The sequence below is a fragment of the Pseudomonas sp. NPDC087817 genome, from assembly GCF_044742875.1.
Taxonomy (GTDB): Bacteria; Pseudomonadota; Gammaproteobacteria; order Pseudomonadales; family Pseudomonadaceae; genus Aquipseudomonas.
The window spans coordinates 54991-73395 of record NZ_JBIUVJ010000007.1; the positions used below are offsets into that span (position 1 = coordinate 54991).

The window sequence follows — 18405 nt, forward strand, 5'->3', positions numbered from 1 at the left end:
CTTAGACGGTGGTTTGCGCTGGTGAAAAAATTGTGAAGGGGTGGGGGGAGGGAATTTATTGGCTCAGCAGAATTACTGTGGCGAGGGGATTTAGCGAAACGTCGCACCGCCCCGATGGGCTGCGAAGCAGCCCCAAAACCAGCCCCCCCATATATACAGTTACACCTACACCGCATTCTCAGGGCTTGGGCCTGCTGCGCAGGCCATCGGGGATAAATCCCCTCGCCACATTCGGGTTCAGAGCCAGCAGGCATCCCAGAGTGGATAGTCGCCTATCTTTTCTACCAGTCCGGCCCGTAGTGGGTTGGCGATGATGTAGCGGGCGAACGGTTTCAGGTCTTCTCCATCGCGGATGGCGCGGTCGTGAAACCCGGTTTGCCATAACGGCCCGCGTCTCCCGGTTTTTTTGTTAACAGCGTGAGTACAGCGAGCCTTGATCCCGCCAATGACAGCGCCAAGATCGTCGCTCTTCAACTGCATCAGCCAATGAAAATGGTCGGGCATTACAACCCAGGCAATAGACTCAGCCTGGCCTTTGTCGTGTGCCTGACGAAGTTGGTCGACAAGTAGACGGCCTGTTTGCCAATCGGAAAATATGGGCTGACGATTGTGGACTACAGCGGTGATGAAATAGGCGCGACCGACCTCGGAGCTTCGGCCCAGGCGCAGACGACAGGAATTTGGATAGGCAGACACTTTCACTTCCTTGTGGTTGATCTTTTTAGGTTAGTGCCGGGTTAGCCGAGTCGGATCTGTAACGCCTGAGTGAATTTTCTGATTTCTGTGAAGGACGGAGAGAGCGATTTAATTGGAGAGGAGATTGGTGTGCAGAGGAGGTATCTGTGGTGAGGGGGGGTATCTGTGGCGAGGGGATTTATCCCCGATGGGCTGCGCAGCAGCCCCAAAACCAGCCCCCCCCATATATACAGACACACCGCATTTTCAGGGTTTGAGCCTGCTGCGCAGGCCATCGGGGATAAATCCCCTCGCCACGGATAAATTTCCTCGCCACAGATAAAGCTTTGCCAACAATTGTCTTGGAGATGAGCAGGCCAGAGCCTTTGAGGGGATCAATTCGACCTAAGCACAAGCATGACGATGCACCAATGCTGTGCAATACTCGGCGCCTTTTTCGGCGGTGAAAATTCCTACGTAATGCAGGTAATGCCTCTCCGTAAACCGGGCTTTTGCCGAGAGTTGTCGCTGAATGTTGTGTTTTATAGAGTGAAAATACCTGCCCAGCGCTTTTTATACTGCACGCCCCGCTGATCTTGCAGGTTTTGTCCTACAAGACGCGTTTGCCCACGAAGCAGGCGCGGTTTTCTACAAGCCAACGCCTATCGGTCGAGGCTTCGACACTCGGTGGTCCTATCCAATAACAAGACGAGGTTGCACCCCTATGCCAGTTGGCAATCACCTGCCCCACGGCGAAACCGCTCAGGGCGGTCCGCTCAAACGCGAACTCGGCGAACGGCATATTCGCCTGATGGCGCTCGGCGCCTGTATCGGCGTCGGCCTGTTTCTAGGTTCGGCCAAAGCCATCGAAATGGCCGGCCCGGCGATCATGCTTTCCTACATTCTTGGCGGTCTGGCGATCCTGGTGATCATGCGCGCCCTCGGCGAAATGGCCGTGCACAACCCGGTGGCCGGTTCGTTCAGCCGCTACGCGCAAGACTATCTCGGGCCTTTGGCGGGTTTCCTCACAGGCTGGAACTACTGGTTCCTGTGGCTGGTGACGTGCGTCGCGGAAATCACCGCCGTCGCCGTGTACATGGGCATCTGGTTCCCCGATGTGCCGCGCTGGATCTGGGCCCTCGCGGCGCTGGTCAGCATGGGCTCGATCAACCTGATCGCGGTGAAGGCCTTCGGTGAATTCGAATTCTGGTTCGCCCTGATCAAGATCGTCACCATCATCGCCATGGTGATCGGCGGCGTTGGCATCATCGCTTTCGGTTTCGGCAACGACGGCGTGGCCCTGGGAATTTCCAACCTGTGGGCGCACGGCGGTTTCATGCCTAACGGCGTGACCGGTGTGCTGATGTCGCTGCAAATGGTCATGTTCGCCTACCTCGGTGTCGAGATGATCGGCCTGACCGCCGGTGAAGCGAAGAACCCGCAGAAGACCATCCCTAACGCCATCGGCTCGGTGTTCTGGCGGATTCTGCTGTTCTACGTCGGTGCACTGTTCGTGATCCTGTCGATCTACCCATGGAATGAAATCGGCACGCAGGGCAGCCCGTTCGTGATGACCTTCGAACGTCTGGGCATCAAGACGGCGGCCGGCATCATCAACTTCGTGGTGATCACTGCGGCCCTGTCTTCCTGCAACGGCGGCATCTTCAGCACCGGGCGCATGCTCTACAGCCTGGCGCAGAACGGTCAGGCCCCGGCCGGTTTCGCCAAGACCTCCAACGGCGTGCCACGCCGGGCGTTGCTGCTGTCGATTTTTGCCTTGCTGATCGGCGTGTTGCTCAACTACCTGGTGCCGGAAAAAGTCTTCGTCTGGGTGACCTCGATTGCCACCTTCGGCGCGATCTGGACCTGGGTGATGATCCTGCTGGCGCAATTGAAATTCCGCAAAGGCCTGAGCGCCAGCGAGCGTGCCGGCCTGAAATACAAGATGTGGCTGTATCCGCTCAGTTCGTACTGTGCGCTGGCGTTTCTGGTGCTGGTGGTCGGCTTGATGGCGTACTTCCCGGACACGCGCATCGCGCTGTATGTCGGGCCGGTGTTTCTGGTGCTGCTGACTGTCTTGTTTTACGTGTTCAAACTGCAACCGACCAATGCGTCGCAGGGCGCGGTGCGTTCTGCTTCGTAAGTTGTAGCGGTTGAAACATCAAAGCCTCGGCCATTTGGTCGGGGTTTTTTTCTGGGCTGCAATAACCTTGTGGCGTGGGGCAGCGCCTTGCCGCTGGTCTGAATTACCGATAAAAAGCCGCCGCACGGGTTCCAAGCGTTATCCCTTCGCGCAGCAATGAACAGAGGCGCAGCCATGAGGACGAGTGCGTTTCTTGAGCGAGAACTCAGTCAGCGGCAAGTCTTGCTGTTCTTTCTACTGGCGACCTTTCTTTATGTTCTGCCAATAATCCTCGCCGACTTCCCCTACATCGACGACAACTGGCGCGCGCTCGCGGCCGGCAATGAGTGGGCCGGGCAGGGGCGTTTGTTCAGCGACTGGTTGTATCAGGCGCTCACGTTCACCGGTGCTGCGCCGGACATCTTTCCGCTGCCGCTGCTACTAGCCAGCATGGCGATGAGCCTGGCGCTGACCCGGCTGACTTTTCACTATTTTTCCGAGCCGACCCTGGCCTGTTGCTGCGTGGCGCTGCCAATCTGGTACAGCCCGTTCCTGTTGCAGAACCTGTCCTATCAATACGACGGCCCGGCCATGGCCTTGAGTGTGGTCGCGGTGGTGTATGCGATTACATTGCAGAGCGATTCCCGGATACAGCGCTGGCTGGTTCCAGCAGTGCTGATTGCCTTGGCCATCGGGCTTTATCAAATCTGCATCAACGTGTTTCTCGGTCTGTGCGCCGTGGAATTGATCCGGGTTGTGCATCGCCAAATGGCGTGGCGCGACGTGGCTTGTCTGTTCGGTGGAAAACTCGCGCAACTGGTGTTGGGCGTGCTGATTTACGGCATCACCGCGTACCCGTTCATGGCGTCCGGCCGTGGCGAACTGCTGAACTGGCGCGCCGATCCACTGTTGCAAATCGGCATCAACCTTGGCCGGGTGCTGGAGAAGGTCGCACTGTTGCTTCATGGCGGTTACGCATGGATTTTTGTCGGTCTGACGCTGTTTGCGTTGGCCGGTATCGCCTGGGTCAGTCGGCGGTGGAACTCGCGTGGGAATAGCGCGCTGCGCAGCCTGATCTGCCTACTGCCTCTGCCTTTATTGATGCTGCTGGTGCCGGGCATCACCCTGTTTTTCCGCGACTTCAATGAAGGCGCGCGCACGCTGATGGGCTTTGGTGTGCTGCTGGTGTTTCTGTTCTATCTCGCGCATATCGCCTTGGCGGCGCACCACCCGCGACTGCCGCTGCTGCTGATCATCCCTCTGCTGGCAACGCTGTCGCTGTCCTTCGCTTACGGCCGGGTGCTGACGATGCAAAAGATCTTCGCCAACAGCGCGCTCTACAGCTTGAGCCACGATATTGCAGCGCACCCCGAACTGCGCAAAGCCAAGCGGATTTACCTGTCAGTCAGCTATTCGGATCGTTGGCTGACGGCGGCAGCCGGGTCGTTCAGACAGCTACCGGTTTTGCATTATCTGCTTAACGTCGACTACTACATGCTCGCTGAAAATCTGCCGAGTGCAGGCATCACCAACGTGGTTGCCGAACGCGAGCGGCGCAACGCTACTCGCGTGGGGTATATGGGTTATTCAGCGCTGGTGGATAGCTTGAATTACCGGATCTACCTGTTGGGCGATTACGGTTTCATTGTCATGAAAGAGCCTCCGCACGGGAGGTTGTTGCAATGGTGAAGCAGCCATGACCGTTGGTCGGAACTACCCTCGTACCTGTAATTTCTGACAGTAGACCGGCCCATCGCCATGAACTAGCTTGAAAGCCCGCCAAGTGGAATCAGCAGGAATGGCCATGAAAGAATTCTCTGCAATCAGCGTGATCGGACTGGCCGACGCGCTGATCCATTGGCAAATATTTTTCGTACTCCGTACTGCCGTCGGTCTTGATCAGGCGGCCAGCAATTTTGCGGCGTTCTGCGTGGCCGCAGCGTTCTCGTTTTACGTGAACGCGCTTTACACGTTCGAGCGAGAAACATCGGTATTCCTTTATCTGATGTTCATCGCTGTGATGGGCGCCATAAGTTATGGCGTGGGGGTGATGGCGGATATCTGGCGTTTACCGGGGCTGGTGACGGTTGTTTCGTTTTCGTTGCTGAATCTGTTGCTGGGGTACGGTTTTTTCCGGTTTGTGTTGTTTCGCAATAATCCTGCTTGAGGCGCCAGCTGCGGGCAGACTGGCGCACTCAATCGTCAGGCCGCCGCCACTTCCTGCGGCTCAAAACTGTCCGCCCGCGCCATCTGCCACATCCGCGAATAAAACTCGCCGTTCACTTCGCCAGTGAGCAGTTCGCCGGGTTTGAGGAACACATGCAACTGCGAGAACAATTTGATCTCGGTCGCGGACATGCGTCGTACCAGGTGCTTGGCCGACAATTGTGATGGATGTTCTAGCCCGGCTGCGGCGAGCATTTCCGCCAGCGCCTTCAACGTGTTGCGATGGAAGTTGAACACTCGTTGCGCCTTGTCCGGCACGACCAGCGCACGCTGGCGCAGGGCATCCTGAGTGGCGACCCCGGTCGGGCATTTGTTGGTGTGGCAGCTTTGCGACTGGATGCAGCCGATGGCGAACATGAAGCCGCGCGCCGAGTTGGCCCAGTCGGCGCCGATGGCCAGCACGCTGGCGATGTCGAACGCGCTGACGATCTTGCCGCTGGCGCCGAGTTTGATCTTGTCGCGCAGATTCAGGCCGACCAGCGTGTTGTGCACGAACAGCAGGCCTTCACGCATCGGCACGCCGATGTGGTCGGTGAATTCCACGGGCGCAGCGCCGGTGCCACCTTCCTTGCCATCGACGACAATGAAGTCCGGAAGGATGCCGGTTTCCAGCATGGCTTTGGCGATGCCCATGAATTCCCATGGGTGGCCGAGGCAGAATTTGAAACCCACCGGTTTGCCGCCGGACAGTTCACGCAGTTGCTGGATGAAATGCATCATCTCGATCGGCGTGGAAAAGGCGCTGTGGCGTGATGGCGACACACAGTCTTCACCCATCATGATGCCGCGGGTTTCGGCGATTTCCTTGGTGACCTTGTGCTTGGGCAGGATGCCGCCATGGCCGGGTTTGGCACCCTGGCTCATCTTGATTTCGATCATCCGTACTTGCGGATTCTGCGCCTGGGCGGCGAAGCGTTCCGGGTCGAAACGGCCGTCGCTGGTGCGGCAGCCGAAGTAGCCGCTGCCCAGCTCCCAGGTCAGGTCGCCGCCGTGCTCGCGGTGATAGGGGCTGATGCTGCCTTCGCCGGTGTCGTGGGCGAAGTTGCCGAGTTTCGCGCCCTGGTTCAGTGCGCGAATCGCGTTGGCGCTCAGCGAGCCGAAGCTCATCGCCGAGATGTTGAACACCGACGCCGAGTACGGCTGGCTGCACTGCGGGCCGCCGACGGTAACGCGAAAGCTGCTCGGGTCACTCAGCGGTGCCGGGCGCATCGAGTGGCCGATGAATTCGAAACCCGATTGATAGACATCGATCAGCGTGCCGAAGGGTTTGTCAGCGGTTTCGTTTTTTGCCCGCGAATACACCAGCGAGCGCTGGGCGCGAGAGAAGGGCAGGGCATCGCTGTCGGATTCGAGCAGGTACTGGCGAATCTCCGGGCGAATGCCTTCGACCAGGTAGCGGATGTTGCCGAGGATCGGGTAGTTGCGGCGCACCGCGTGCGGGCTCTGCAACAGGTCGAACAGGCCGATCAGGCTTAATACGCCAGTGACGGCGGTGAATGGCCACAGCCAGTCATGTTCGAGAAAAGGCAGGCTGGCGAGGGTGAAAATCACGCAGACGGCAAAGAAGGCGTAGCGGCTCAGAAGTGACAGGCCCATACGGTTTCCTTGGTTCGGACTCAATGGGTTGCAAGCCTATGGCAGCAGGCGGGCCTGTTGATGAGATCTATTGTGGTGAGGGGATGAATCCCCTCGCCACAGGGGATATCAAGCCACTGCGTGCGTTGGCTGTTCAGGCGTTCTGCGCCTGAAGAAATATCGAAAACAGCTCCGACTGGGATTTGATCCCCAGCTTGCTGTACATGTGTTTCTTATGGACTTTCACGGTTTCTACGGAGATTTCCAGCTTACGGGCGATTTCTTTACTGGAGCAACCGCTGAGCATCAAACGGCCGACGTCCAGTTCGCGGGCGGTCAGTTGCGCGCCCTTGAGTTGTTGCACCGAGGCTTCCAGTTGCACCCGCCAATCCACCGCTGCGGGTGAGGTGGCAAGGGCCACGGTTTCGTTGATCTCATAAGGCAGACGCTGGCGCAACAGGCCCAGCACCCATGGCTGGATCAATGACAGCAAAGCGATCTGCTCGCCAGTGAAACGTTTTTTACTGCCCAGCGACAGGCACAACGTGCGCTCGCCTTCGAGCTGACAATTGAACTGGATTTCGTCGGCGACCACATTCAGACGAAAGTATCGCTGGTAATACTCGGTCAGCTCGAAATGCTCCGGCGCCACCTCCGAGAGGCGATACAAACCGGTACGCGATTGCTCGCGGCAGGCGATGTAGAACGGGTCGAGCAGGTACAGACCGCGCAGATAGTCCTGAAACAGTTGATCCGGACTGCCGTCCACGCCAGGGCATTCAGCGAACACCTGCGGGTGTTGATCGGCGCTGAACAACAGCGCAACCCAGCTATCGAACGCCACGTACTGGTCGAGCAAACGCACCAGTTGCGCCCAGAAATTCGGCTTGTCCAGCGCATCGATCAGCTGCCCGACGGCGCGGTGCCAGGTGATGTCGTCAAACGAAAGTGTCATCGATCTACCCCTATCGGGTTACCCCGGCCGCGTGATTCCCAGGCCGGTTGCTTGCTGCGCATACTGGCTCACAGACAGCCACCGGGCAATCTTTCAGCGCCCGGCACTCAGAACAAGGATTACCGATGAAAGTCGAACTCGCGCAACTGGCGGGCCGTGACAATGGCACCGCCTACAACCTCGAACGGGCCCTTGCCGCGATTGCCGCGTGTGCGGCCGACACGCAACTGATCGTGTTCCCGGAAACTCACCTGATGGGCTTCCCGACTGCCGCGACCGTTGCGCAAACATCCGAGCCAGTGGATGGCCCGACCGTGAACGCAGTGCTGGCCGCCGCCCGCGAACGCAACATGGCGGTGGTGATCGGCATGGCCGAGAACGACAACGGTCGCTTCTTCAACACCACACTGCTGATCACCCCCGAAGGCATTGCCTTGAAATATCGCAAGACGCATTTGTGGGCTTCCGATCGCGGTGTGTTCGAGGCGGGTGATCGCTATGCGACCTGCGTGTGGAACGGCGTGCGCATCGGTCTGCTGATCTGCTACGACATCGAGTTTCCGGAAACCGCCCGTGCCTTGGCGCAACTGGGTGCCGAGTTGCTGATCGTGACCAACGGCAACATGGACCCCTATGGCCCGACCCATCGCACCGCGATCATGGCGCGGGCTCAGGAAAATCAGGCGTTCGCGCTGATGGTCAACCGCGTGGACGCGGGGGATGACGGCTTGATGTTTGCCGGTGGCAGTGCGCTGGTGGATCCGCTGGGGGCGCTGTTGTTCGAGGCGGGGCGCGAAGAAGGGACGTTCAGCGTTGAGCTGGATTTCGCCCAATTGAAGATCGCGCGCAAGGATTACCGCTATCTGGATGATCAGCGCTTGAAGTTGCCGGGGGAGGTGGTGGAGCACGCTTGCGGGCGGCGCGAGTTGCTGATCCCTTGACCCGTTGTACCCGATCGTTCCCACGCTCTGCGTGGGAATGCAGCCCGGGACGCTCCGCGTCCCAAGAGCAGACGCAGAGCGTCCATTGAGGCATTCCCACGCAGAGCGTGGGAACGATCAGCCACACCCGAAACATTCGCCGAACTCGGCTCTGCCATAAAACCAATAATTCGGAGTAAGTCGCCCATGGCTCGTTTGCAACGCACCCTTTCGCTAGGGTCGGTGGTGCTGTTCGGCATCGCCTACATGACGCCGATCATTGTCCTCGGTACCTTCGGCATCCTCGCCCAATCCACCGCTGGCATGGTGCCCGCCGCTTATCTGGCCGCACTGATCGCGATGTTTTTCACCGCGATGAGCTACGGGCGCATGGCCGCTGCGTTCCCCGTCGCCGGCTCCGCCTACAGCTACGTACGCAAGGCGATCAGCCCGAAACTCGGGTTCATTGCCGGTTGGGCGGTGCTGCTCGACTATCTGTTCCTGCCGATGGCGATCTGGCTGATCGGCGCCGCGTACCTGGCCTCGGCCTTCCCGTCAATTGCGCAATGGATCTGGGTCCTTGGGTTCATCGGCATCACCAGTGCGATCAACATCATCGGCCTGAAACTGGCCAACGGCATCAACGCCTTGCTGATGCTGGTGCAGTTTCTTGTGCTGATTGCCTTCGTCGCGCTGTGCGTGCACTACATCGGAGGCGATGCGAGCACGCCGCTGTGGTCGATCAAACCGTTCTTCAACGGCGACATGCAGATGCCACTGATCATGAGCGGTGCGGCCATCGCCTGTTATTCGTTTCTGGGTTTTGACGCGGTCAGCACGTTGACCGAAGAAGCCCGCGATCCACGTCGAACCATTCCTCGGGCGATCATGTTGATCACCTTGATCGGCGGGCTGATTTTCGTCGGTGTTTCGTACTTCGTGCAGATCGCCCACCCGTCGTTCCAGTTCGACAGCGTCGACTCGGCGGCCTACGAAATTGCGCGCAACATTGGCGGCGACCTGTTCGTCTCGATCTTCCTCATCGGCCTGATCGTCGGTCAGTTTGCTTCCGGGCTTTCGGCGCAGGCCAGTGGCTCGCGACTGTTGTTCGCGATGGGTCGCGACGGCGTGCTGCCGAGATCGTTCTTCGGCACCTTGCACGCGCGCTTCGGCACACCGGTCAACAGCATTCTGCTCTGCGCGGTCGTGGCATTGCTGGCGCTGAAACTCGACGTGACCACCTCGACCTCGTTCATCAATTTCGGCGCGTTCCTGGCGTTCAGCCTGGTGAACCTGTCGGTGATCTTTCATTACTGGATAGGCGGTGAAAAGAAGGGGCTGCGCGAGCTGGTGCTGTTCCTGATTTTCCCGTTCATCGGTCTGGTGGCGGATTTATGGCTGATGGTCAGCCTCGATCACCTGGCGGTGTATCTGGGCCTGAGCTGGCTGGCAATCGGTGTCGTGTATCTGGCGGTGCTCACTGGCGGCTTCCGTCGCCAGCCGCCGGAGATGGATTTTCAGGAAGCCACCTGAGGCGTCCTCACGCGCCGGGCCGGCTCTGGCGCAGCGGCAGTTCGACGCGAAAAGTCGTGCCCACGCCTGGCTCGCTGCGCACTGAAATGTCTCCACCGTGTTTTTTCACGATGCCGTAGGACAGGGACAAGCCCAGCCCTGTCCCCTGGCCGACCGGTTTGGTGGTGAAGAAAGGGTCGAAGATTTTTTGCAGAGTGTCCGCTGCGATGCCCGAACCGGTATCGGCAACTTCAATCCATGCAGTGTCTTGCACCTGCCCGGTGCGCAAGGTGATGGTGCCGCGCTCGGCGCCCATGGCCTGAGCGGCGTTGACCACCAGATTCATGATGACCTGATTGATTTGCGACGGCAGGCACTCGATGTCCGGCAGCGCCTGATACTCCCTGACCACGTCGGCCTTGTATTTGAGTTCGCTGGCGACAATGTTCAGGGTCGACTCGATGCCTTGCTGCAGGTTGGCCCACTGCCATTGCTGATTGGTATCGACCCGGGAGAAATCCTTCAGATCCTTGACGATCTGTCCGACCCGGCCGATGCCTTCCTTGGATTCGCGGATCAGCACGGGAATGTCTTCAAGCAGAAAATCCAGTTCGATGTCTGTGCGCAATTGCTCCAGCCGTGCCACGGTCTCGCGGTCCTGGCTGGGGCCAAGCGTCTGGTAGGCGTCGAGCATGGTCAGCAGCTGCTTGAAGTAGCTGTCCAGAGTGCCGAGGTTGGAGGAAATGAAGCCGATCGGGTTGTTGATTTCATGGGCCACCCCGGCCGCCAGTTGCCCCAGTGACGCGAGTTTTTCCGACTGCACCAATTGCCCCTCCAATTGCTTGCGTTCGTCGATTTCTCTTTGCAGGGCTTCACTGGCCTGCTTGAACTGGGCGGTGCGCTGATCGACCAGATCCTCCAGATGATGCATTTGCAGCGAGGCGCGCTCCGTCATCTGCCATTTGGTCAACAGGGTATTGGCCATCTGTTGCACTTCGATGTTGTCGAACGGCTTCTTCAGGATCAGTAATCGATCATGGGCGTGCAGACGTTCCAGCAGTTCGTCCCAGGAATAATCCGAGTACGCCGTGCACACCACCACTTGCAGCAGCGGATCCTGTTGCCAAAGGTGTTCGATGGTTTTCGCGCCGTCCCAGCCATCGGGCATGCGCATATCCACAAAGGCCAGCGCGTAGGGGCGTTGTTCCTGCATGGCCTGCACCAGCTTGCCCAGACCTTCTTCGCCGCCATAGGCCGAATCCAGTTCAAACAGCGGACGCTCGGCATGAGCCTGAGTGCCGAACAGTGCGGCTTCCATCTCGTCCAGTTCCACCGATTGCGCTGCCGGTGGCGCGAGAATCTTGCGAAAGTCCTCATGGATCGACGGCATGTCGTCGATCAGCAGAATACGGCGGTTGGTCTGCTCGCTCATGCGTTCTCCGTGACGCTGATCAGAGGGATCTGCAGGGTGAACAGCGCGCCTTTGCCCGGTCCGTCGCTGTGGGCGGTGAGGTGGCCGTTCATCTCGATGGCCGCCAGGGCGCAGCTGTGCAGGCCGAAGCCGTGGCCTTCCTTGCGCGTAGTAAAACCGTGGGCAAAGATCCGCGTCATGTTCTCGGCGGCAATGCCTTCGCCATCGTCCCGAACGCTGATTTCGAGGAAGTGGTCATCGACGATTTTTACGCCCAGGGTCATGGTGCGTGGGCGATTGCTGAGGTCGGACATGGCGTATTTGGCATTGCTGATGAGGTTGATCAGAATCAGCAGCAAGCGGTGTTTGTCGCCCATCACCTGAGGCACATCGGCGTACTCCTTGACCACCGTGACGTGATGCCGGGTCAGGGCGCCGGCGTTCATGCGCAGCGCGTCTTCGAGCAGTTCGTTGATGAACAGCGGCTCGGTCATGCTGTTGGCCCCGGCATAGGATTGCTGGGTGGCGACAATGTCCTTGATGTGGTCGACGCTCTTGTTCATCTGGTTCAGCTCATCGACCATTTCCTGCTGTTCCAGGGCAATGGCGGCGACCAGTTGATTGAGGTAGCCGGGGAGCAATTTGCCCTTGGCATCCTCGCTGAGAAAATGGCCGAGGTCGTGGGGGTGTTCGTTGATCAACTGCATGGCCTTGCCCAATCCCTGGCTTTTGCTGGCACGCAGTTTTCGCGCGATCAGGTCGGAGGAAATGTTCACGCTGTTAAGCACGTTGCCGACGTTGTGCAGCACGTTGGTCGCGATCTCCGCCATGCCGGCCTGACGCGCGGCGTCGAGCAGTTCGCTCTGGGCGTTCTTCAGTTCGCGGGTGCGCTCCTCGACCCGTTGTTCCAGTGCATCGTTGGCGGCTTGCAAGGCGCTGTTGACCCGATTGATTTCGGCGAAACTGCGAATCAGGCGAACGGCCAGCCACATCAGCGACAACATCAGCAGCACGGAAAACAGCAGCAGATAGAAGTGGTATTTGCGGTCGATGATTTCGACCCGCTGCTGATCCTGGTCGAGCATGGTGGTGATGGTGTCCAGACGGTCGGCCACGGGAATTGCTTCGATACTTTCAAGCAATTGATTGACCCGCGGCTGCTCCCGCGCAATCAGTCTGATGTGGTTACTCAAGATCCTGATCGGCGCCTGAAACTCCTGGGGCAGGCGTTGTGCATTCACCGCCAGTTTGTTCAGACCGACCTCGATGTCGGCGGCCTTTTCGGCGGAGGTGACCTGAGCAAACTCCAGGGCGCTGAGCAGCAGGTCGTAGGTATCGGTGGTGATGTTCTGCAGTTGCAATTTATCGAAATCGGCCAGGTTGGCCAGCTGCGCCTGGATGTCGTCTTCTGCCGTCGGCAGGAATGCCAGCGAGTTGCGCAGCAAGGCGTTGTGCGACTTGAACTGTTCGACCAGACGGGTCTTTTCCTGCATGGCTTGCAGGTAGGCCTCATGGGCGTCGTTCCATTGCGCCGAGTCGTTGCGCCCGTGCCCGGACTCCAGAGAATCAAAGCGCTCCCAGAGCCGGCTCATCTCGTTCATCGGCGATACCAGCGGGTCGTAGTTGTGAGAGATCGCCACTCTGGCCTTGAGCACCTCGTTTTCCCATAGCGCGTTCTGTTGTTTGATTTGCCGGATCAGGTCCCGGGAATCGGTGTACGTCATGGTCCGTTCGGAACTGGACTTGAGGTAAAGAAACAACAGGGTCGAGGCCAGGATCACCGCGAGCAGAGTGAGCAACAGCAGGCTGCCGCGACGTGAGATGTGGTTCATGGCGTGCCCTCCCATCGGCCGGTCAGGGTCTGCAGAAACTGAATGATCAGGGCCTTGTCTTCGTCGCTCGGCATACGCCCCAACTGGTATTGGAACATCACGTCCACGGCCCGCTCGAGGGTCGGCGCCGAGCCGTCGTGGAAGTAGGGCGCGGTCAGTGCGACATTGCGCAGACTCGGCACCTTGAACACGGCACGATCCGCTTCGTCAGCGGTGACATTGAAGCGTCCCTGGTCGGCCTCCGTCGGGTGGCCGCGATCAGCGATGTAATCACCGAACACCCCGAATTTCTGGAACATGTTGCCGCCGATGTTCACGCCTTGATGGCAGGCAATGCAGCCGTAATCCTTGAAACGCTGGTAGCCGTACTTTTCTTCCAGGGTCAGGATGTCGGTGTTGCCCGACAGGTATTGATCGAAACGCGAGTCAGGGGTCAGCAAGGTGCGTTCGAAGCTGGCCAGCGCTTGCTGGATATTGGCCTTGCTCACGCCGCCCGGGTAGGCGGCGGCGAAGTCCCGGCGATAATCGGCGTCGCTGGCGATACGCTCGACAACGGTGCTCCAGTCACTGCCCATTTCATGCGGGCTGGTGATGACGACGTTGCTCTGCTGCTCCAGTGTTTCGACGCGGCCGTCCCAGAACTGGCGAAAGTTGAGGACGGCGTTGAAAACGCTAGGCGTGTTGAACGCTACCGGTTTGCCGTCGAAGCCCAGTGAAAAGGTACGGCTGTCGGCACCGTTCTTGTCCAGTTGGTGGCAGCTGGCGCAGGACAGCGTGTTGTTGATCGATAACCGTGGCTCGTGGAATAACCGGCGACCGAGTTCGACACGCCGGGCATCCTGTTGCTCAACCTTGGGCAAAGGCTTGAGCGGTTCGTCCAGCGGCTCGGCGCGGGCGTTTGCGCAGAGCACGCAAAACAGCAAAAGCATGGCGCGATGCAAAAGGTTCATCGATAAGGAACTCCCTGATTCGAGGCCGGTTTCACGGGAGGGCATCAAACCGTCCATGGCGCGGATCCGGCGCCGCTCAGCAAAGCCACAAATTCAGTGGCCGGCAGGGCTTTGCTGAAAAAGTAGCCCTGTCCTTCTTCGCAGTGGTGAGTCTTGAGAAAGGCCAGTTGTCCGGCGGTTTCGATGCCTTCGGCGATGACCTTCAGGCCCAGGCTTTTTCCCAGGCTGATGATGGCGCCGACGAGGGCGGCATCGTTGCTGTCATTGCTCAGGCTGCGAATGAACGATTGATCGATCTTCAGCACATCAATGGGAAACCGGCGCAGGTAGCTCAGGCTGGAATAGCCGGTACCGAAGTCGTCGATGGCCAGGCGTATGCCCAGTGCCTTCAGACGATTGAGCGCGCTCATCGTCGCCTCGACGTTTTGCATCAGTACGTTTTCGGTGATTTCCAGCTCCAGCCAATCGGCCGCCAGCCCCGACTGCGCCAGCGCCCGCTCGACACTGTCGACGAAATCCCGCTGACGAAAGTCGATCGGTGAAATGTTCACTGACATGCGGATCGGCGGCAGTCCGGCCACTTGCCAGGCCTGCGTCTGGCGACAGGCCTCGCCCAGCACCCATTGGGTCAGTGGCACGATCAGTCCGCTGTCTTCGGCCACAGGAATGAAGTCCGCCGGATATACCCAGCCGTGCCCGGGTTTCTGCCAGCGCACCAGTGCTTCGGCGCCGACCACCCGGCTGCTGCGCAGATCGATTTTCGGTTGATAGTGGAGGACGAATTCGTGCTGTTGCAGGGCCCGGCGAATGCCTGACTCGATGCCTTGTTGCTCACGGGCCCGCAGGTTCATGGCTTCGATGAAGAAACCGATGTCGTTGGGGCCGGTTTCCTTGACGTTGCGCATCGCGGTCTCGGCTTTCTTGATCAGCTCGATGGCATCCAGTCCGTCTTCGGGGTAGACGCTGATGCCCACGCTGGCCGTAACGCTGACGTCATGGCCGGTAATCGTCTGTGGCAGGCGGATGGCGGCAAGCACTTTTTCGGCGATGCCGCGGGTCTGCTGAGGGTGGCTGATGTCGCTGAGAATCACCACGAACTCGTCGGAGCCGTAGCGAAAGACCGAGTCTGATTCACGCACGCACAACAACAGTTGCTGGCCCACCCGTTTGAGCATCTCGTCACCCGCCGGATGCCCCAGCGCATTGTTGATGCGCTTGAACCGGTCCAGCCCCAGAAACATCACCACCAGTTGCTTGTCATGGCGCCGGCAGACGGCCAGCGCCTGACTCAAACGATCACCGAGCAGGGTGCTGTTGGGCAGGCCGGTGAGGCTGTCGTATTGCAGCAGGTGCGACACTTTCAGCAATTCGTGCACCCGCGCCTCGATGGTTCGTTCAAGGCCGAGCATCTTCAGGGCGGCGTCTTGGGCCAGCTGCCATTTCCACGTCAGGGCGTTGGCCATCTGGCGGATTTCCAGGCTGTCGAACGGTTTCTTCAGGATCAGCAATTGATCGCCGAACTCCAGACGTTCGGCCATGGCTTCCCAGCTGTAGTCACTGTAGGCGGTGCACAAGGCGATTTGCAGGTCAGGATCGGCGCGCCACAGTTGCTCGATGGTTTCCAGGCCGTCCCAGCCGGGCGGCATGCGCATGTCGATGAAGGCGAGGGCGTAAGGGCTGCCGGCAGCCAGTGCGCGCTGGACCAGGGCCAGAGCCTCCTGACCTTGATAGGCGGAGTCGAGCTGGAACGTCAAATGCGGCGACAGGGGGCTGCCAAACAGCGTTTGCTCAAGCTGATTCAGATCGACTTCGTCTTGCGCCTGCGGGGCGAGGATCTTGCGGAAGTCATCGTGAATTGCCGGCGTGTCGTCGATGATCAGGATGCGCCGGTTGGTTTGCGGGGAAGGCTTTTTCATCCCTCGTCTTCCTGTGTGGGCGCAGCCGATGCGTGTCCGTCCTTGAGCAATTGTCCTGCCTGCTCGGCGCTGACGGCTTCGCTGAAGTAGAGACCCTGCGCGCTGGGCAGCGGGGCAACGGCGGACGCTGCGTAATGCCGATTCTGCGGAGGCTGGCCTTCGGCGATGATGCCGATGTCCAGGTCCCGGGCGAAATTGACGATCGCTCGCAGAGCGTTGGCGCCGGCCACATCCTGAGTCGCGCTGTCGATAAAGCTCTGGGCGAGTTTGAGGTGATTGACCCGGTAGGTTTTCAGGTAATCGAACGATGAGTATTCGGTGCCGAAATCATCGATGGCGATGGTCACGCCCAGTTCGCGCAGGCGCGGCAGTACGTCGTTGTGCGTCCACTTGGTCTGGGCCAGCGTCGCCTCGGTGACATCAAAACGCAGGTCCCAGGGCGCCAGCTCCCAGCGTGCAGTGGTGCGCAGTACGTCGTAAATCAGCTCCGGGCCGCTCTTGAGTTGGGCCAATGAAAGCTTGATCGCGATCACCGGCGGCGCGACACCTTCGTCGCGCCATATCTGCATCTGGCGGCAGGCGCGATCCAGCACCCAGCGGCCCAGCGGAATGATCGCGCCGGTTCGCTCCGCCGCCGGCACAAAGGCGCCCGCCGTCAGCAGCCCGAGTCGCGGATGTTGCCAGACGATTTGTGCCTCCATGCCCAGAATCCTGCCGCTGTGCAAATCCATCTCCGGCGCGTAATGCAGCCGCAGCTCATCGCCCTCAAGCGCGGTCATCAATTCACTGACAATGGTCATGCGCTCGGCCACTTCCCGGGAGATCTCCTCCGAGTGGAAGTGGTACTGGTTGCGGCCCATTTCCTTGGCGCGATACAGGGCCATGTCGGCCTGCCCGAGCAGGCTGTCGGCATCGAGGCTGCTGGCGCTGTAGGTGCTGATGCCGATGCTCACGGAAATGTGCAACGCATTGCCGGCCAGGTTGTAGGGCGTCAGCAGTGCGTCGCGGATATTGGCCGCCATCGCGGCCGATTGGGTCGGGTCGCTGACGTCAAATTGCAGGATCGCGAACTCGTCACCCCCGAGGCGCGCGACGACATCGTTTTCGCGCACACCGGTCCTGATGCGCCGGGCCACCTCCTGCAACAGCAGATCGCCGACGGGATGGCCCAATGTGTCATTGATCCGCTTGAAGTGGTCCAGGTCCAGATAAAACACCGCGAAGGGCATGGCGCCTCGGCGTGCGGCGGCAAACGCCTGATGCAGACGCTCAATCAGCGTGGCGCGATTGGCCAGCCCCGTGAGGCCGTCGAGGCGGGCCAGCAATGCCAGTTTTTCCTCGGCGAGGCGACGCTCGGTGATGTCCAGAATAATGCCTTCGACTTCCAGCAGTCGGCCGTCGTGATCGCGTACCGGGATGTAGCGGTTTTCCACCCAGCGCCAGGTGCCCTGACCGGTGCGCAGACGAAATTCGATCGACGCCCCCGACGCATGACGATCCAGCACCCGGGCCATGGCGACATCGACGCAGGGCTGGTCGTCCGGGTGAATCAGTACCTGAGCCCAGTTCGCTGAGCCGACGAGGTCCGCCGCGACATGGCCGTAGCGGGTGATGTTGTGGGAGATATACATCAGCGCAAACGAAGGGTCGCCGCGCAGCCGGTAAAGGATGGTCGGGCTGTTCTGCACGATGATGTTGGCGTCGGACAGTTCCCGGGTGCGCGCCTGAACCGCTTGTTCGAGCCGGTTGAGCTTGAGTTCGGCGTCTTCGGTCATTTGCCATTTGACCGTCAGGGCACTGGCCATCTGGCGAATCTCGATCGCATCGAAGGGCTTTTTCAGAATCAGCAAGCGATCGTTCAACGCCAGGCGCCGGTCGATGTCTTCCCAGGAATAGTCGGAATAAGCCGTACACAGCGCGACCTGCAACCTGGGATCGACCTGCCACAGCCGTTCGATGGTCTCCAGGCCATCCCAGCCCGGTGGCATGCGCATGTCGATAAAGGCCATGGCATACGGACGATTGTCGGCCAACGCGGCTTCGAGCTTGTCCAGGGCTTCGCGGCCCTGAAACGCCGAATCGATTTCGAATAGCTGAGGCTGGGCCACAGACGGTGTGCCGAACAACAGGCTTTCGGTTGCGTCCAGACCGTCGTCTTCGGGAGCGGCGGGGCTGAGAATCTTGGCAAAATCGCCATGAATGGCCGGACTGTCATCGACAATGAGCACACGGCGATTGATCTGCGTCGATGGCAGGCTCATGCCGCAACGTCCATGGGGTCACATGCTGCTGTCATCGGGAGCATCCTTTC

General features: G+C 59.6%; 13 protein-coding genes and 2 pseudogenes. 5 read left to right on the forward strand and 10 right to left on the reverse strand.

The genetic code is table 11. The features are described 5' to 3' along the window. Nucleotides 1–237: 237 nt before the first annotated feature. Nucleotides 238–696 carry an REP-associated tyrosine transposase gene (locus ACIONG_RS09160; RefSeq protein ID WP_401298419.1) on the reverse strand — a complete coding sequence of 153 codons (459 nt, stop codon included), beginning with the start codon at nucleotides 694–696 and terminating at the stop codon, nucleotides 238–240. 703 nt (nucleotides 697–1399) lie between these two features. Here ACIONG_RS09160 and ACIONG_RS09165 point away from each other — a divergent pair. The 3 genes from ACIONG_RS09165 to ACIONG_RS09175 all read left to right on the forward strand — a co-directional run bounded on the left by ACIONG_RS09165 (nucleotide 1400) and on the right by ACIONG_RS09175 (nucleotide 4964). Beyond that, nucleotides 1400–2818 carry an amino acid permease gene (locus tag ACIONG_RS09165; protein ID WP_401298421.1) on the forward strand — a complete coding sequence of 473 codons (1419 nt, stop codon included), beginning with the start codon at nucleotides 1400–1402 and terminating at the stop codon, nucleotides 2816–2818. 174 nt (nucleotides 2819–2992) lie between these two features. Then, entirely contained in the window at nucleotides 2993–4486 is a 1494-nt protein-coding gene (locus tag ACIONG_RS09170) for a glucosyltransferase domain-containing protein (protein WP_401298424.1), read from the forward strand. A 115-nt stretch (nucleotides 4487–4601) separates the two neighbouring features. Next, entirely contained in the window at nucleotides 4602–4964 is a 363-nt protein-coding gene (locus ACIONG_RS09175) for a GtrA family protein (RefSeq protein WP_401298544.1), read from the forward strand. Nucleotides 4965–4999: 35 nt separating this feature from the next. On the opposite strand, the gene ACIONG_RS09180 is transcribed toward ACIONG_RS09175, so the two are convergent. Both ACIONG_RS09180 and ACIONG_RS09185 read right to left on the reverse strand, forming a co-directional pair. Next, the gene (locus tag ACIONG_RS09180) at nucleotides 5000–6619 is read right to left on the reverse strand and encodes an FMN-binding glutamate synthase family protein (protein WP_401298427.1); all 1620 of its coding nucleotides are present in this window, start codon (nucleotides 6617–6619) and stop codon (nucleotides 5000–5002) included. A gap of 133 nt (nucleotides 6620–6752) precedes the next feature. Further along, the gene (locus tag ACIONG_RS09185) at nucleotides 6753–7553 is read right to left on the reverse strand and encodes a LuxR C-terminal-related transcriptional regulator (protein ID WP_103304594.1); all 801 of its coding nucleotides are present in this window, start codon (nucleotides 7551–7553) and stop codon (nucleotides 6753–6755) included. Between the two features lie 125 nt (nucleotides 7554–7678). Here ACIONG_RS09185 and ACIONG_RS09190 point away from each other — a divergent pair, with 125 nt between their 5' ends. Beyond that, a complete protein-coding gene (locus tag ACIONG_RS09190) occupies nucleotides 7679–8494 on the forward strand; it encodes a carbon-nitrogen hydrolase family protein (protein ID WP_401298430.1) in 816 nt (271 codons plus the stop codon). 186 nt (nucleotides 8495–8680) lie between these two features. Beyond that, nucleotides 8681–10006: an APC family permease gene (locus ACIONG_RS09195; protein WP_401298433.1), complete on the forward strand. Its 1326-nt coding sequence runs from the start codon at nucleotides 8681–8683 to the stop codon at nucleotides 10004–10006. Between the two features lie 7 nt (nucleotides 10007–10013). Here ACIONG_RS09195 and ACIONG_RS09200 read toward each other — a convergent pair whose 3' ends face one another. The 7 genes and pseudogenes from ACIONG_RS09200 to ACIONG_RS09230 form a co-directional block, all read right to left on the reverse strand. Further along, nucleotides 10014–10679: an ATP-binding protein gene (locus ACIONG_RS09200; RefSeq protein WP_401298547.1), complete on the reverse strand. Its 666-nt coding sequence runs from the start codon at nucleotides 10677–10679 to the stop codon at nucleotides 10014–10016. A 57-nt stretch (nucleotides 10680–10736) separates the two neighbouring features. Further along, a pseudogene (locus ACIONG_RS09205) lies at nucleotides 10737–10823 on the reverse strand (sensor histidine kinase); the annotation flags it as partial. Between the two features lie 156 nt (nucleotides 10824–10979). Next, nucleotides 10980–11417: pseudogene (locus tag ACIONG_RS09210) on the reverse strand (response regulator); the annotation flags it as partial. Beyond that, nucleotides 11414–13228, reverse strand: a complete 1815-nt coding sequence (locus ACIONG_RS09215) for a DAHL domain-containing protein (RefSeq protein ID WP_401298436.1) — start codon at nucleotides 13226–13228, stop codon at nucleotides 11414–11416. The pseudogene ACIONG_RS09210 and the gene ACIONG_RS09215, both read right to left, overlap by 4 nt. Next, nucleotides 13225–14178 carry a cytochrome-c peroxidase gene (locus ACIONG_RS09220; RefSeq protein WP_401298439.1) on the reverse strand — a complete coding sequence of 318 codons (954 nt, stop codon included), beginning with the start codon at nucleotides 14176–14178 and terminating at the stop codon, nucleotides 13225–13227. Before ACIONG_RS09220 ends, ACIONG_RS09215 begins: the two co-directional genes overlap by 4 nt. Nucleotides 14179–14222: 44 nt before the next feature. Continuing rightward, nucleotides 14223–16094: a putative bifunctional diguanylate cyclase/phosphodiesterase gene (locus tag ACIONG_RS09225; RefSeq protein ID WP_401298442.1), complete on the reverse strand. Its 1872-nt coding sequence runs from the start codon at nucleotides 16092–16094 to the stop codon at nucleotides 14223–14225. Continuing rightward, the gene (locus ACIONG_RS09230) at nucleotides 16091–18355 is read right to left on the reverse strand and encodes an EAL domain-containing protein (protein WP_401298444.1); all 2265 of its coding nucleotides are present in this window, start codon (nucleotides 18353–18355) and stop codon (nucleotides 16091–16093) included. The genes ACIONG_RS09225 and ACIONG_RS09230 overlap by 4 nt, the downstream gene beginning before the upstream one ends. Between the last annotated feature and the right edge of the window lie 50 nt (nucleotides 18356–18405).